The organism is Streptomyces sp. NPDC001832, from assembly GCF_040297265.1.
Lineage (GTDB): Bacteria > Actinomycetota > Actinomycetes > Streptomycetales > Streptomycetaceae > Streptomyces.
In genome coordinates this window covers 176,729-191,483 of record NZ_JBEOYU010000010.1, presented here as the reverse complement: position 1 = coordinate 191,483, position 14,755 = coordinate 176,729, and the positions used below count along the sequence as shown (strand labels likewise).

Genomic DNA, 14,755 nt, shown 5'->3' with positions numbered 1-14,755 from the left:
GGGGTGGTGCTGGCCATGCCGGGGTGTACTCCTGTTCTCGCCCTTCCAGCCTAACCCGGCAAAGCGGGCGTCTCAGTCAAGGCTGTCAGAGAGGGTCAGGGGCGTCTGCCAGGAATGGCGCCGGCCGCCCCGTCCATGGGCCTCGGTCGTACACGCGCAACGGCTGAAGCGGGCTGTCCCGAGTTCAGGACGCAACGGGGATCAACGGCTCGCCGAGTTGTCGGGCAGCGCTGTACCAGGCCCGGGTCACCGCGCTGCGGGCCAGGGCAAGGGCCTGGGGCTGTTCGCTGCCGCGGAACAGCGGAGCACCGACGTGCACGTGCAGTCTCGGGCGGCACAGCGGGGCGGTGAGCAGTCTGGCCACCTGCTCAACGGGGCTGCCTGATGCCAGTGCACGGGCTCCGGCCTGGCCCAGGGGCATGACCTGGGCGTTGGACGAGCGCGCAAGGTGAGAGAGGCCCGGATGGAAGGACCGGGGCGGGGCTTCGCGGGAGCCTGCCCTCTGGGTAGAGCAGGACGGACCGGCCTGCGGCCAGTGCGGCTTGGGCGTCTTGCAGCACTCGCGCGGCTCGCGGGTTGTGACGGTGAACCGGGATGTGCCCCTCCCGGGTGAGGACACGGCCGGGCAGGGGGATGTGCCACAGCCCCGCAGCTGCCAGGACGACGGGTGAGACGGCCGCCGCCAGTGTCATATCCGCGATCACGACGCCTTCGCAGAGAGGTCTCATCGTTGCCGTGCGGTCTGGTAATGCGTTTAATCAGGTTCGGCATCAGCACATGAGGAACGCAGCTGCCACTGCGGCAATTTGCGACCTGCGCGGACTCCAGGAATCAGTTCCCGCTTCACCGGAAAGTACCGACTCGTAAGCCCCTCAGAGCAGCATCTCGGGTATTGGCACATCTGGGTCCAGGCCCAGTGCGTGTTCATGTGGTGGTCGCGAGATCGCTCCCCTGGAGCAGTGCGATAACGCGCGGAGCTGCCATCTGCAGCAAACTGGTGGTGCCCGGTGCTTGTTGGCGGTCTCGGGGCACCGCCCGGCGGAGCTGAAGCAAGGAAGCAGCACCAGAGACGGTCCGACAGGCTTTGGAGGATGTTGGTGGTCACGAGGCGGCGTGTCGTCCAGGCAGCGGCCGGCGGAATGTTCGCGCTCCTTCCGGCGGCAACTATGGCTCCACGCCTCCGCGTGCCCGGCGGCAAGGGTGTCCTGGATCCGGGAACGGTGGACAAGTACGTCACGGGGCTCGTCGTCCCTGCCACGATGCCGCAGTCCGGCGGCGCCGTCGCTGGTCGCATCGACCACTACGTGATCGGCGTACGGCAGTTCCGGCAGCAGGTGCTGCCCCCCGGCCTGCCGGCGACAACCGTGTGGGGGTACGGCTCGACTCTGCATCCACGCAGCTTCCACTACCCCGCGTTCACCGTCGAGGCCCGCTACGGAACGCCTGTGCGGGTGAGATGGAAAAACCAGCTGTTTGATCGCAAGGGTCGCTACTTGCCGCACCTGCTGCCGGTCGACCCCACACTGCACTGGGCGAACCCGACGGGCGGAACCTCGGCCCGGGACACGCGTCCCGGATTCCGCTCGACACCCGGAGCGTACTCGGGCCCGGTGCCGATCGTGACACACCTGCATGGCGGGCATAATTCGGAGGAGAGCGACGGCTACACCGAAGCCTGGTACCTTCCCGACGCAGTCGACCTTCCCGCCGGATACGCTGAAGTCGGCTCGTTCTACGATGAGTTCAAGGACAAGTTCGAAGACCGGTTCGGCGATGCCTGGGGCCGGGGGGACGCCGTGTTCCAGTATGCCAACGCGGAGAGAGCCTCGACCTTCTGGTTCCACGATCACGCGCTGGGTGTCACGCGGCTGAATGTCTACGCCGGACTGGCAGGGTTCTACCTCCTACGAGGCGGCCCTGCGGACCTTCCCGACGGGGTATTGCCCGGTCCCGCACCCCGGGCCGGTGATCCGCGCGGTCGGAAGTATTACGAGATCCCTCTCGTCATCCAGGACCGCTCGTTCCACGTCGACGGCAGCCTCTTCTACCCGGCCGGACGCGCTGCCTTCGACGGATTCAAGGGCCCTTACATTCCGGCCAGCGACATCTCTCCGATCTGGAACCCCGAGTTCTTCGGCAACACGATGGTGACCAACGGGAGAACCTGGCCGATCCTTCAAGTCGAACCGCGCCGCTACCGGTTCCGGCTTCTCAACGGATGCAACTCGCGGTACCTGATCCTGAAGATCGTCACGCGCCCGCTCGCTCGTAGGCCCGTGGACGCCGTACTCCCCTTCTGGCAAATCGGCAGCGAGGGAGGCTTTCTCCCCGCACCCGCACGGCGCGACGAATTGCTCATCGCTCCCGCCGAACGCGCCGACGTGATCGTCGACTTCGCGTCGGTACCGGTCGGGACCGAGTTGTATCTCATCAATGAGGGCCCCGACAAAGCGTTCCAGGGCGGGAAGGCGGGGGCGGACTTCTCCCCGGCGGACCCGACCACCACCGGGCAGGTCATGAAGCTCACGGTCGGTACACTCGCCACGCCGGACACGACCGTCCCACCCTCCCAGCTGTCGCTGCCGTCGTTCCAGCCGTTGGGGGAGGCAAGTCGCATCCGACGGCTTTCCCTGAGTGAGCAGAACTCCGCGTCACTCCCGCATGTCGGCCCCCGACAAATGCTGCTCGGCACCCTGGACCAGAACGGAGCCGCTGTGCCGATGCTCTGGGACGACCCTGTCACGGAGAATCCGGCCCTGGGTGCGACCGAGATCTGGGAGATTCACAATCTCACGAAAGATGCTCACCCGATCCACATCCACGAGGTCCAGTTCCAGGTCCTCGACCGGCTGCGGGCCGGCCGTGCCGCCCAGCCCGCAGAGCCGTGGGAGCGCGGGTTCAAAGACACCGCAGTCGCCTACCCAGGTGTCGCCACGAGGCTGAAGGCGACGTTCGACCGGCCGGGCCGGTACGTCTGGCACTGCCACATGCTCGAACATGAGGACAACGAGATGATGCGCCCCTACACGGTCGGATGACGGCGGAGGAGGCTCTGCCACTGTCCTGCGCCCGCAGTGCTTCCCTGGAGCGAGATCACCCCAGCCGGGAACCGTGGGCAGGTGGGCTGTCGGCGCATCCTGCGCAGCGGTGCCCCGCACCGCGGCAACGCCCCGCGGATGCCCGGCCGCGGTGTGCGGCGGGGCACTTGTTCACCGCTGTTCACGCAGCAGCGTGAGGCGGCGTTTGTACGGCTCCGAGGAACGCGTGGTCGGCCCGGTGCGTCGATGGGTTGGCCCGTGTGGTCCTCGCGTCAATCGTGGGGGACGACCGCGACAGGGCAGCGTGCGTGATGGATGGCGGCCTGGGCCACGGGGCCTAGGCGCAGTGCCAGGGCGCGATGGTGCTGTCGTCGGCCGACGACCAGCAGATCAGCGCCCTCGGCGGCCCGTACGACAGCCTTGGCAGCGCTTACGAGTGGGATGCTGTCGGTGACGTCCACCTGCGGGTACCTGTCACGCCAGGGTCGGAGGGTCTGGCCGAGGAGCTTCTGTGCGTCCTGAACGATTCCTTCCGCCACGTCATGGTCGACGCCCCAGGGCACGTATGCGTCCACCGGCAGGCTCCGGCCATGGACGGCCCGAAGAGGCATGCCTCGCGCTGCAGCGGTCTCGAAGGCGAATTGGAGCAGGTCGTCGCAGGGTCCGTGCAGTTTGAGCGCCACCACGACGCCGCTTGTCGCAGTTCGGGTGGGCTGTGGGCCGTCTTCGCCTGTACTGGCTCGCACCAGGACCACCGGCCGCTCGGCGCGTGCCACGACGGGCATGCTGATGTCGCCGAGGAAGTAGCTCTCGACGGGCACCAGCCCCCGCGAACCGAGCACGGTCATCTCGGACTCCGATGCCGCGCGGAGCAGCGCGTGCTCGGCATCGTCGGCAACCAGGCTGCCGATGACGGGGAGACCGGGGTGGTGTGCCTGGATCTCTGCCCGCGTGTTGTGCACGATCCGTCTCGCCCAGTAGTTCTGATCCATCTCGGCGGGAATGCGGGTCGGTTCCGGCACCAGCAGAGGCCACGCGTGCAGCAGGCGCAGCGTGAGCTTGCGCCGCTCGGCTTCGTCGGCGGCCCAACGAGCAGCGGAATGGCTCTCGGGGGACCCGTCGAGGCCGACGGTGACGACTGGCTCCATGACAACTGCCTCCGTCTCGCAAGAAGCCAGAACGGTGTCGGCGCCCCGCCTTTCCGCACTGCTGTCGCCCCTGTGCCCCAACCCGGGGCGCGGAGGACGATGGCAGGGGATCGATGGGGTGAGCATCTGCGCAGACGTACCGAACTTCATTAGACACGTACCCCAGATCCTTCCGTGGCGCATGCGGAGCCCGGCGTGGCTTCGGGAAAGGAACCCGGTCCGCGCGCGGCGGACAGCGGGTGGCGCATCGGCAGGCCCGGCCGGCGGAAGAATCCGCCGCCTAAGCACTCCGGCACGGAGGACGGACTCCGCCGGACGGGACTGCTCCGGCCTTGCGTTGTGAGGGCGGTGAAGTGATCTCGGAACAGGCGTGCGGCGCCCGGACGACCTCTGGTGTCATGAGCTCTGCAACGGTTCGGTGATGCATGTGACGCCCCCTTCGGGGTGTGACGGTCAGAGGTGGTCATGTTTCGAGCGGATCAGGAACCAGACGCCCACGGTTGAGCCGACCGGACCCGTTTTGGGGGACCAGAGGGCCCAAAACCGGCCCATTGGACCCGACGGCAGCGGCACGCTGTGCGTGGCAGTTTGAGTACAGCAGCATAATGAGGAAGCGGTGACGATCATGCGAGCTCACCTCGGCGATCATCTTGTTGTCGAAAGTCCGGTCACCGGCGCCAACAGGCGCGACGGCGAGATCGTCGGACTCCACCATGCGGATGGCACCCCTCCCTACGACGTGCACTGGTCGGACACCGACCATGTGTCGCTCGTGTTCCCAGGGCCCGACGCCCATGTCCGTCACCTTGAGCACGGGGCCGGGAGCACCCACGAGTCATCCCGGCCGGGTGCGAACGATCCTGGTGCCCAGTCCACCAGGATCGAATCCAACGGGACACCCAAGCCCCCGCGACATCGACCGACGCATCGTCATTGAGCGCAAGGCAACGGGGCTCACCGAGCAGACACAGCCCGCCGCGCCAGAAAGGGACCATGGAGGAGCACCAGCGGTTTCTTCGGCAGTGCCCGATCTTCGAGCGGATGCTGGTGAGGGACGGCATTCTTAAGTCGCCAGAGGTATGACAGTCACCGGGCAGTCGGCGTGGTGAAGCAGGGTGCGAGCGACCCGGCCGAGGTGGGGGCCGAGACGACCGTGGCGCCGATGCGCTCCGACGATGATCAGATCCGCAGCGGCCGATCGCTGGGCCAGCACCTTTGCGGCCGTTCCCTCGACTGCCGCCGAGTACAGCCGGACCGTCGGGTAATCGCGTACGGAGTCAGCCACCGCGTGGTCGATCAGAGCGACCGCGCGTTCCTTCCAGTAGAGGTGCGGCTCACCGGCAGTACGGGGGTGATCGGCGTAATTGCGCGGCGGGCAGCGCCAGGCATGTACGGCGTCCAGGGCACAGTCCCTTGCTTCAGCCTCACGGAAGGCGAACCGGATCGCCGCTGATCCTCCCTCCGGTTCCTTGACACCGACGAGGATCCGCCCGTGCGTGCCTTCGATGCCGGCCTTGTCGCCGCGCACGACGATGACGGGGCAAGGGTGCGCAGCGGCCACGGCGAGGCTGACGGAGCCGAGCAGAAGTCCGGTTACCCCTCCGCGGCCTCGTTCCCCGGTGATCAGCGCCCCTGCGTTGTACCCCTCGCGCAGGAGGGCGGTCACCGCGTCCCCGGGCAACACTTCGGCCGTGACGTCGACGTCCGGATGACGGCGGCGGGCGCGCTCAGCGGCAGTTTCGACGATGCTTTCGGCGAACGCCCGCTCCGAAGGGCGACCAAGGCTGCGCGCCGGGGCGGCACCCTCGCGGTGATCCCCCTCGCACGCGTACACCACTCGCAGCGGCAGCCCATGCAGGGCTGCCTCGTCGACGGCCCAGTCGACCGCCCGCAGGCTGGCCTGCGATCCGTCCACACCCGAGACCAGGGGCAGCCTCATCGTCCCAACCGCCTTCCACTCGACCAGGTAAGAGGCACCTCTCCTCACAGTTGCATCAGAGCAGGCCATTCGTCAGGACCCGTTCGGCCCTGACGCCGAACGTTCGGCCCCCTCCGTGGTCCGGCCGGTCCGCACGCACGACGTGTTAGATGAAACTGTCGTCGGCCAAGGTGACCGCACCGGGACGCAAGCAGGTGTTCCGAAGGCCGGAATACGCGGAACTCATAGCTCTCATCGACGAGCCCCCACTCCCGGACGGCACCCCGCTGCTGGAGTTGGTCATGTGGGAGGGGCACCGTGTTTCGGAACGCACGGAGCCGGACACGGCCCGGCAGCGGTTTGTCACCGACCTCGCGGCGCTGCGGCCGGGGCCGCACCATACGTGCGCCCACCGCGCCAAGGGCGGAACCCTCAGAATGCCTCACCTCACTCGCCGCAGGTGTCCGCCGACACATCGACCAGAATCTGCTGGGGCACACGCACAGAGCCTTCTGATCCGATCTCTGGCCGACGGAACCGGCACGTCCCGCAGAGCTCTCTGGCCCAGGGCCGAACGGGACCGCGGCAGGGGCCGGTAGACCCATGTCCGTAAGCTGGCTGTCCGGCGATGCTGAAATCGGAGGCTACAGAGGAGGTCCACCGATGAGCGCTTCTCTCACTCGCATCACCACAGCCCTGCCTGCCCAATACCGTGCCCGTCTGTTACAGATCGGGCGTGAGGTCAATTTCGAGGAGGGAACCCGTCTCTCTCTTCCACGAAGGAGACCGCGCGGACCGCTTCTGGATCCTGCGCTCGGGCACCGTCACCCTGGACTTCCGCGTACCGGGAAGCTCACCGGCCGCGATCGAGAACCTCGGGTCCGGCGAACTGGTCGGCTGGTCTTGGCTGTTCGAGCCCTACGTCTGGCACCTCGGAGCAGAGGCGATGACGCCTGTCCGCACTCATGAGTTCGACGCAGCGACGGTACGGATGATGATGGACGCGGATACCGCCTTCGGCTCGGCCATCGGCCACTGAGTCGGGCAGGTACTCGCCCATCGGTTGCAGGCCGCCCGGATCCGTCTGCTCGATCTCTACGCCCCCCTCACGGCAGCGGCGGCTTCGTGTGATGCACGCCGCCCTGCCACCAGCCAGGAGTCACGCCCGAGGAGCACCCCATGGCTGCATCCCAGTACACCGTCAGCGACGTCATGACCCACACAGCCGTGGCCATCGGCCGCGAGGCCTCGTACAAGGAGATCGTCGAGCTGATGCACCAGTGGAAGGTCAGCGCCGTGCCGGTCCTCGAAGGCGAGGGCCGCGTCGTCGGGGTCGTATCCGAGGCGGACCTGCTGCCGAAGGAGGAGTTCCGGCAGGACGACCCGAAGCTGCCCGGCCAGCTTGAGGAGGCGTCCAAAGCCGACGCGGTGCTGGCCGAGGAGCTGATGTCGAGCCCGGCCGTCACTGTCCATCCCGATGCCACCCTCGCCGAGGCCGCCCGCATCATGGCGCGTAAGCGAGTGAAGCGTCTTCCTGTCGTGAACGGCCTCGGCATGCTGGAGGGCGTGGTGAGCCGCAGCGACCTGCTGAAGGTGTTCCTGCGCCCCGACGAGAAGATCGACGAGGAGATCCGATCCGCTGTTGTTGCCGAACTCGCTCCCCCCGATCGCGTGGAATTCTCCGTGCTGGACGGTGTCGTCACCCTTCGGGGACCTCTCCAGAACCGTTCCCTGGTGCCACTACTGGCTCGGGCCATTCGCGCGGTCGAAGGCGTCGTGGACGTGCGCATGGAGCTTGACTGAAAGCGCCCTCCAGGCACAGCGATCCGCAGCAGCGGGTCCGGCTTCACCAGGATCGGGGTACCACCCGGTCTGCGCCTGTGTGACCCTCACTTCATCGTCACAGTCTTCGCTTCTCGAAATGCGCTTCGTGTGAGCCGAGCGGTCAGGTAGCCGCTCATGAGCGCGGCCGCCGCAAGAGCGGCCCCCGGCCAACGGAGCGGCTCGGTCTCCAGGATCGACTGCAGCGGTGGAACATACAGCGCCGCCACGGCCAGCAGCGCCGACGCCAGCACAGCCAGCGGGAGAAAAAGGTTCTGCCGAGTCAGCAGACGGGTTCGCAATCCCATCACGACGCCGAGCTGCGCACCGAGCAGCGACAGGAACAGAACGCTCTGCCACGGGAGGCCCCAGGTTCGTGCGACAACACCTGCCGCGAGAGTGGCCACCGTGACGACCGCGGCCAGCACGAGGAGACGCTGCCAGGCTCCGGCGCCGAGGATGTGCTGACCGGGTGGCCGCGGTGGTCTGTGCATGGCGTCCGGGGCTGCCGGCTCGGCTCCCATGGCCACACCCGTCAGACCGTGGGTCAGCAGATTGATCCACAGGATCTGGCCGGCCCTGAGAGGCAGTGGAAGTCCGAGAAGGGGGCCGAGCAGCATGACGAGGATCTCGGCGGTACCGCCCGCCAGGCCGTAGACCAGGAAGCGCCGGATGTTGTCGTAGACGCGTCTGCCTTCCTCGACTGCCACGACCACGGTCGACAGGTTGTCGTCGGTGAGGACGAGGTCGGCAGCCTGTCGTGCGACCTCCGTCCCCCGCTTCCCCATTGCCACGCCGATGTCGGCCCGGCGTAGAGCCGGGCCGTCATTGACGCCGTCGCCGGTCATGGCCGTGACTGCCCCGCGGGCCCGCCAGGCATCGACGATGTCCAGTTTTTGCTGCGGATTCGTCCGGGCGAACACCCGCGCCGTGGTGAGGTCGGCGATGCGGCCCGAGGCTAGATCAGGGCCGCTGAGCACCTCTCCGTCATCGCTGCCTCTGCCGATGAGTCCCACGACGGTGGCGACCGCGCGGGCGGTGGCCGGGTGGTCGCCCGTGATCAGGACTGGTGTGATCCCTGCTGCGCGGCAGGCGGAAAGTGTGGTGGCCGCTGCGGATTTCGGGGGATCGCTGATGGCCACGAGGCCGTGCAGCCTCAGGCCCGTCTCAACCTCGGGTGCGCTGCTCGGTTCGTTCTGGCGCTCGGTGGACGCGACTGCGAGAACCCGGAAACCGCGGGAAGCAAGAATTGCCGCCTGTTGTCGCGCGCCCATCAACAGGTCCTTGCGATCGGCGAGGACGGACTGGTCCAGCACCACTTCCGGCGCCCCTTTCATGCACACCAGTTGTTTGCTTGATGGCATTCGGTGCACCGTGGTCATGCGCTTGCGGAGGCTGTCGAACGGTGCTTCCCAGACCCTGGGGAAAAGACGCCTGATCTCCGTCTGATCCGCACAGCCCGCTTTGGCCGCAGCTGCCAGGAGAGCGGCCTCCATCGGGTCGCCGACCGCGGTCCACCGGTCCTCATGGGCGGCGCCACCCTGCGGTGGCCGCAGGGCGGCGTCGTTGCACAGCGACGCCGCCGTCAACAGGTCTCGTACCGGGCCGAGTTCGGCAGACTTCGGGCGCCTGCCGTCGACCTGGACGTCCCCCTGCGGTTCGTAGCCGACGCCGAAGAAGTCCGCTGTTACCGACGGCGTCCATACGTGCTGGACGACCATGCGTCCTTCCGTGAGGGTGCCCGTCTTGTCGGTGGCCAGCACGGTCACGGAGCCCAGCGTTTCCACGGCGGGGAGCCTGCGTACGAGTGCGTGCCGGGCCGCCATGCGACGGGCGCCCAGTGCCAGCGCGAGGGTCACGACGGCAGGCAAGGATTCGGGGACCGCCGCGACAGCCAGACTGATCGCTGTCACGGCCATGGTTCCGGCCGGCAGGCCGCGTACGAGCCCGAGGGCGAAGACCAGCAGGCACAGCCCCAGGGTGGCGGCGGCCAGGATGCGGCCCAGAGAGGCGAGACGCTGCTGCAGTGGTGTCGGCTCGCGTGTGCCGTCGAGAAGTGCAGCAATACGGCCGAGCGCACTGTCGGCGCCGGTGGCCGTAACGGTGGCGACGCCCCGTCCGCGCACCACAACGGTCCCGGCAGCCAGCAGCGAGCGGGCGTCTTTGTCCACGGGAACGGACTCCCCGGTAAGCATGGACTCGTCGATGAGCAGGGCGGATGCCTCAAGGACCTTGGCATCGGCGGCGACGATGTCGCCCTCGCCGAGCAGCAGCACGTCGCCGGGCACCACAACGGCTGCGGCAATTTCCCGTGCGGTGCCGTCCCGTAGGACACGAGCGCTCGGTGCCGACATCACCGACAGGGCCTCCACGGCGTGGTCGGCACGGATCTCCTGCGCTACCCCCACCGTTGTGTTGAAGACGATCACCAGACCGATGACCACCGCATCCGGGTGGTCACCGATCACAACGGTCAGCAGTGCGGCCCCCAGCAGCACCATGATCAGAGGATCACGGAGCTGCGCGAGCACGCGCCCGTGCAGAGGAGTGCCGCGGGCTTTTGCCACCTCGTTGCGGCCGTGCTCGGCCAGACGGCGTTCGGCCTCCGGCCCGGCCAGTCCGCGGGGTTCCTGCCCGGGCTCCTCGTCCGCCGCCGGGGTGGTCGTCACGGTGGATTCACACGAGGGGAACGGTGATCACCGGGCAGTGCGCCCGGTGCAGCAGTCCGTGGACGACGGAGCCGAGCCGCATGCCCGTGTAGCCACCCCGGCCGCGGCGCCCCACGACGACTGCCAAGGCATGCTCGGCCGCACTGGCCAGCTCCTCCACCGGGTGTCCGGTCGGCACCTCATGGGTCAGGTGCACGTCCGGGTACTTCAACGACCAGCCTGCCGTGGTCTCGGAGAGCATGCGTCGCTGAGCCTGCACGGCGTCTTTTTCGTCGTGCAAGGCGAAAACTGGCGGCTGCCACACCGAGACGGCGCGGAGCGCGGCTCCACGGAGGTCGGCCTCTTCGAACGCCAGTCCTAGCGCCGCTTTCGAGGACTCGCTACCGTCGATTCCCACCACCAGGTAGGTCGGCTGCTGAGTGACATGCTCCGCATCACCCACGACCACCACGGGGCAGCGTGCCTGGGCCGTGACGGGGACGACGAGGGAGCCGGCACTGAGGTACTCGGCCGTACGGCTCAGATGCCGGGACCCGAGGACGATCATCCGGGCCCGCCCGGACAACTGGCCGATCACGGCAGCTGGGTATCCGTCGAGCAGACTGGTGGCCGGCTGCAGCCGCGGATGGCGCGCCCGGACCCAGTCGGCCCCCTCCTGAAGAGCGTTCGCCCCGGCTTGGAGCATGGACGTTCTGCGCGGGCTGCCATCGCGGGGATGCGCGTCGTGCAGTGGGGGTACGGCCACCACGAGCCGGAGCCCCAGCCCACGTCGCTGTGCCTCGTCCGCCGCCCAGGCCAACGACAGGTGCCAGTTCCTCGACGGGTCGATACCGACGACGAGCTCGCGGTGTTCGACGGCGCTCATCACGACTCACTCCCGCCGGAACCCTGCCGCGGAATGAGTTGCACGGGACAGTGCGCGTGGTGCAGAAGGCTGTGCGTCGCCCGCCCGAGAGCGGGACCGATGCAGCCGGGCGACCGTCGCCCGCCCATCACCAGCAGATCCGCGTGTCGCGATGCCTCCACCAGCACTCCGGCCACGGTCAGACTCTTCTCGGCATGCGCCTGCACGGTCAGGGCCGGGAATTCGTCACGAATCCGGTCTGCGCGAGCCCGCTCGACGCTCTCCGCCGAAAGATAGAGAGTCCGGCCGCCGGTGTCGGCCGCGTGAACGATGTGCAGCGGGCTGTCACGGCGTGCAGCCGCGGCCGCTGCCCACAGCGCTGCCCGGTGGGCCGACTCGGAGCCGTCGACACCGACGATGACGGAGCCCAGTTCCGGGCTGCCGGTGGTGCCTTTCATGGTTCCTCCTCACCGAGGGCCGCTGGCAGGGGCAGTTCCCACACCAGCACCGCGAGCCCCGCACGGAGAGGGGCCGTCGGGGCCACCCGGGGGCCCAATGGTCCCTGTCGGGAGAATCCTGCCGTGTCCGAGCGCTCGAGCCGGGCCCGACCGGTCCCGGCACAGGCCCATTCGGCCCTCTTCATCCCCGTGCGGCCCAGTGGATCGTGGTTTCTGAACGAGCCGCCCGCATTACGCCTATACCGGTCTCCGTGAAAGAGCGGGAGGTGCCTCCATGAGGCACATCAAAGTAGGAGACCTGATGACCGACGAGGTCGTCTCGGTCATCCCGGTCACCTCCTTCAAGGAAGTCGCGAAGCTGCTCGCGCAGCACGACATCAGCGGACTCCCCGTGCTCGACGACGAGGACCGCGTTGTCGGCGTCGTCTCTGAGAGCGACCTGCTGCGCAGACAGTCGACGGGACATCCGGTAACAAACGACGCTCCCGACGCCGCCACCAGGACCTCGTCCGGAGCCGAATTCACCGCTGCCGAGGTCATGTCGACGCCGGCCCTGACGATCCACGCGCAGGAGACCGCACCGGAAGCCGCCCGGCTGATGACCCGCAGTGGCGTGGAGAGGCTCCCGGTCGTAGACGACGAGGACCGGCTCGTCGGCATCGTCACACGCCGGGATCTGCTGTGCCTCTTCCTGCGCCCGGACGCGGAGATACGGCGACGCCTCGTAGAGGACGTACTCGAAGACACCATGGGACTCGGACCCAGCGCAGTCACCACCCATGTGGTGGACGGCGTCGTCACCCTGGAAGGCCGGCTGGAGAACCGGAGCCAGATCCCGGTCCTGACACGTCTTGCCGAACAACTCGACGGGGTGGTCGCGGTGGTGAGCCATGTGACCGCACACACGGATGACCCCGAACCCGATGCCCCGCCATGTGCCGCACACGAATCGTCCGCAGAGCCGTGACGCCGCACCGCCGGCATCACCACCACTAACGCCGGAGCGTCTCCTTGAGGACTCCGGAGCGAGGACAAGGACTCGGCCATGGAGCACCGCGTCATCCATAAACAGCCCAGGCCCGGCGCCGGCTTCATGCTCCAGGACTATGACCGGGTCCGCGCCGAATTCACCTGGGACGAGGCCCGGTCGCAGCTGTCCGGGCTGCCCGATGGCGGGCTGAACATGGGGTACGAAGCCGTAGACCGTCAGGTGGCCGCAGGCATTGGCGGGCGAGAGGCATTGCGCTGCATCGCAGCGAACGACACGGTCACCCGTATCAGTTACGGCGAGCTAGCCGGCCTCACAGGGCGCTTCGCCAATGCACTCACGTCCATGGGGGTGGCCCGGCAGGAAATGGTGTTCACGCTCCTGGGCCGCTGCCCCGAGCTCTACGCGACGGTGCTGGGCACGCTGCGCAGCGCCCGCGTGCTGTGCCCACTGTTCTCCGCCTTCGGCCCTGAGCCCGTACGCCAGCGGCTGGATCTGGGCGACGCCCGGGTTCTCGTCACCACGCAGGAGCTGTACCGGCGCAAAGTGGAGGAAAACAGGCACCGCCTGCCGCACCTGGAGCACGTCCTGCTCGTCGGCCCCGTCGAAAATCCGCCGTCGGGAACGACCTCGTTCGACGAGATCATGAAGCAGGCACCGCAGGAGTACACCGTTCCTCCTACCGATCCGGAGGATACGGCTCTGCTCCATTTCACCAGCGGCACGACCGGGGCTCCCAAGGGCGCGGTCCACGTGCACGACGCCGTCGTCGCCCATCATGCGACCGCGGCCTTCGCACTCGACCTTCGCCCAGGCGACGTCTACTGGTGCACGGCGGATCCCGGGTGGGTGACCGGTACCTCGTACGGAATCATCGCTCCACTCACACACGGGGCGACCCTGGTGGTGGACGAGGGCGACTTCGACGTACACCGCTGGTACCGCATCCTGGACAACCAGAAGGTCACGGTCTGGTACACGGCACCGACGGCAATCCGCATGCTGATGCGCGCAACCCCCCGGGAAGGAACACGCCAGCTGCCGGGACCGTACGACCTGTCGGCCCTCCGCTTCATCGCCAGCGTGGGCGAGCCGCTGAACCCCGAAGCCGTCCTCTGGGGGCAGGACGTCCTCGGCCTGCCGATCCACGACAACTGGTGGCAGACGGAGACGGGCGCCATCATGATCGCCAACTTCGCCTCCAGCGACATCCGCCCGGGCTCCATGGGACGCCCCCTGCCCGGAGTCGAAGCCGGCCTTCTCAAACGTGGCGAGGAGGGCCGCGCCGAGGTCACCGACGGCCACGTACGCGTGATCGGCGAACCGGACATCGAAGGAGAACTGGCGCTGCGTCCGGGCTGGCCGTCCATGTTCCGGGGCTATCTGCACGAAGAAGCCCGCTATACGGCCTGCTTCGCGGACGGCTGGTACCTCACGGGAGATCTCGCGAAGCGGGACCAGGACGGTTGGTTCTGGTTCGTGGGCCGTGCCGACGACATCATCAAGTCCGCAGGACATCTGATCGGTCCGTTCGAGGTGGAGAGTGCGCTCATGGAGCACCCCGCCGTCGCGGAAGCGGGCGTCATCGGCCGTCCGGATCCTGTTGTGGGAGCGGTCGTCAAGGCATACGTGTCGCTACACCCGGGCCGCGCACCCGACCCTCACCTGAAGCGAGAGCTTCTGGCGTTCGCACGGCGGCGGCTGGGGCCCGCAGTGGCTCCCCGAGAAATCGAGTTCGATCAGAACCTCCCCAGAACCCGCAGCGGCAAGGTCATGCGCCGAGTGCTGCGCGCCCGGGAAACGGGAGTGCCCACAGGAGACCTGTCCACGGTCGAGAACCCGGGATGACGCACATGTGAGAGAAGGACCGA

At 67.9% G+C, this 14,755-nt stretch carries 12 protein-coding genes and 2 pseudogenes; 6 read left to right on the top strand and 8 right to left on the bottom strand.

The features are described from left to right. Positions 1–184: 184 nt before the first annotated feature. The gene (locus ABT115_RS11710) at positions 185–421 is read right to left on the bottom strand and encodes a hypothetical protein (protein WP_351787123.1); all 237 of its coding nucleotides are present in this window, start codon (positions 419–421) and stop codon (positions 185–187) included. After that, positions 369–692 (bottom strand): 1-acyl-sn-glycerol-3-phosphate acyltransferase, encoded by a 324-nt coding sequence (locus tag ABT115_RS11705; protein ID WP_351787117.1) that lies wholly within the window; start codon positions 690–692, stop codon positions 369–371. The genes ABT115_RS11710 and ABT115_RS11705 overlap by 53 nt, the downstream gene beginning before the upstream one ends. Before the next feature lie 399 nt (positions 693–1,091). On the opposite strand from ABT115_RS11705, the gene ABT115_RS11700 reads away from it, so the two are divergent. Continuing rightward, positions 1,092–3,038 carry a multicopper oxidase family protein gene (locus ABT115_RS11700; protein WP_351787088.1) on the top strand — a complete coding sequence of 649 codons (1,947 nt, stop codon included), beginning with the start codon at positions 1,092–1,094 and terminating at the stop codon, positions 3,036–3,038. A 272-nt stretch (positions 3,039–3,310) separates the two neighbouring features. On the opposite strand, the gene ABT115_RS11695 is transcribed toward ABT115_RS11700, so the two are convergent. Together ABT115_RS11695 and ABT115_RS11690 are read right to left on the bottom strand one after the other, a co-directional pair. Beyond that, positions 3,311–4,186: a universal stress protein gene (locus tag ABT115_RS11695; protein WP_351787085.1), complete on the bottom strand. Its 876-nt coding sequence runs from the start codon at positions 4,184–4,186 to the stop codon at positions 3,311–3,313. 463 nt (positions 4,187–4,649) lie between these two features. Continuing rightward, a complete protein-coding gene (locus ABT115_RS11690) occupies positions 4,650–4,901 on the bottom strand; it encodes a hypothetical protein (RefSeq protein WP_351787120.1) in 252 nt (83 codons plus the stop codon). Here ABT115_RS11690 and ABT115_RS11685 point away from each other — a divergent pair. Continuing rightward, positions 4,812–5,000: pseudogene (locus ABT115_RS11685) on the top strand (DUF1918 domain-containing protein); the annotation flags it as partial. The gene ABT115_RS11690 and the pseudogene ABT115_RS11685 overlap by 90 nt on opposite strands. 249 nt (positions 5,001–5,249) lie before the next feature. On the opposite strand, the gene ABT115_RS11680 reads toward ABT115_RS11685, so the two are convergent. After that, positions 5,250–6,125 carry a universal stress protein gene (locus ABT115_RS11680; RefSeq protein WP_351787082.1) on the bottom strand — a complete coding sequence of 292 codons (876 nt, stop codon included), beginning with the start codon at positions 6,123–6,125 and terminating at the stop codon, positions 5,250–5,252. Between the two features lie 642 nt (positions 6,126–6,767). Here ABT115_RS11680 and ABT115_RS11675 point away from each other — a divergent pair. Then, a pseudogene (locus ABT115_RS11675) lies at positions 6,768–7,209 on the top strand (cyclic nucleotide-binding domain-containing protein); the annotation flags it as partial. 74 nt (positions 7,210–7,283) lie between these two features. Continuing rightward, complete coding sequence (locus ABT115_RS11670; protein WP_351787079.1) at positions 7,284–7,907, top strand: CBS domain-containing protein; 624 nt, start codon at positions 7,284–7,286, stop codon at positions 7,905–7,907. 86 nt (positions 7,908–7,993) lie between these two features. Here the strand turns inward: ABT115_RS11670 and ABT115_RS11665 are convergent, their stop codons facing one another. The 3 genes from ABT115_RS11665 to ABT115_RS11655 are packed head-to-tail and all read right to left on the bottom strand — an operon-like array spanning position 7,994 to position 11,896. After that, positions 7,994–10,594: a cation-translocating P-type ATPase gene (locus tag ABT115_RS11665; RefSeq protein WP_351787076.1), complete on the bottom strand. Its 2,601-nt coding sequence runs from the start codon at positions 10,592–10,594 to the stop codon at positions 7,994–7,996. 7 nt (positions 10,595–10,601) lie between these two features. Next, positions 10,602–11,459 (bottom strand): universal stress protein, encoded by an 858-nt coding sequence (locus ABT115_RS11660; protein WP_351787073.1) that lies wholly within the window; start codon positions 11,457–11,459, stop codon positions 10,602–10,604. Next, entirely contained in the window at positions 11,459–11,896 is a 438-nt protein-coding gene (locus tag ABT115_RS11655; protein WP_351787070.1) for a universal stress protein, read from the bottom strand. Before ABT115_RS11655 ends, ABT115_RS11660 begins: the two co-directional genes overlap by 1 nt. 274 nt (positions 11,897–12,170) lie before the next feature. On the opposite strand from ABT115_RS11655, the gene ABT115_RS11650 reads away from it, so the two are divergent. Further along, on the top strand, positions 12,171–12,863 hold the full coding sequence (locus ABT115_RS11650; RefSeq protein ID WP_351787067.1) for a CBS domain-containing protein: 693 nt from the start codon (positions 12,171–12,173) through the stop codon (positions 12,861–12,863). Positions 12,864–12,941: 78 nt separating this feature from the next. Further along, a complete protein-coding gene (acsA, locus tag ABT115_RS11645; RefSeq protein WP_351787064.1) occupies positions 12,942–14,732 on the top strand; it encodes an acetate--CoA ligase in 1,791 nt (596 codons plus the stop codon). Positions 14,733–14,755: the final 23 nt, after the last annotated feature.

Coding starts and splice junctions, on each gene's coding strand:
- ABT115_RS11670 (WP_351787079.1), top strand. CDS start 7,284: ATGGCTGCATCCCAGTACACCGTCAGCGACGTCATGACCCACACAGCC.
- ABT115_RS11700 (WP_351787088.1), top strand. CDS start 1,092: ATGTTGGTGGTCACGAGGCGGCGTGTCGTCCAGGCAGCGGCCGGCGGA.
- ABT115_RS11690 (WP_351787120.1), bottom strand. CDS start 4,901: ATGGTGGAGTCCGACGATCTCGCCGTCGCGCCTGTTGGCGCCGGTGAC.
- ABT115_RS11655 (WP_351787070.1), bottom strand. CDS start 11,896: ATGAAAGGCACCACCGGCAGCCCGGAACTGGGCTCCGTCATCGTCGGT.
- ABT115_RS11650 (WP_351787067.1), top strand. CDS start 12,171: ATGAGGCACATCAAAGTAGGAGACCTGATGACCGACGAGGTCGTCTCG.
- ABT115_RS11660 (WP_351787073.1), bottom strand. CDS start 11,459: ATGAGCGCCGTCGAACACCGCGAGCTCGTCGTCGGTATCGACCCGTCG.
- ABT115_RS11695 (WP_351787085.1), bottom strand. CDS start 4,186: ATGGAGCCAGTCGTCACCGTCGGCCTCGACGGGTCCCCCGAGAGCCAT.
- ABT115_RS11710 (WP_351787123.1), bottom strand. CDS start 421: ATGCCCCTGGGCCAGGCCGGAGCCCGTGCACTGGCATCAGGCAGCCCC.
- ABT115_RS11705 (WP_351787117.1), bottom strand. CDS start 692: ATGACACTGGCGGCGGCCGTCTCACCCGTCGTCCTGGCAGCTGCGGGG.
- ABT115_RS11680 (WP_351787082.1), bottom strand. CDS start 6,125: ATGAGGCTGCCCCTGGTCTCGGGTGTGGACGGATCGCAGGCCAGCCTG.
- acsA (WP_351787064.1), top strand. CDS start 12,942: ATGGAGCACCGCGTCATCCATAAACAGCCCAGGCCCGGCGCCGGCTTC.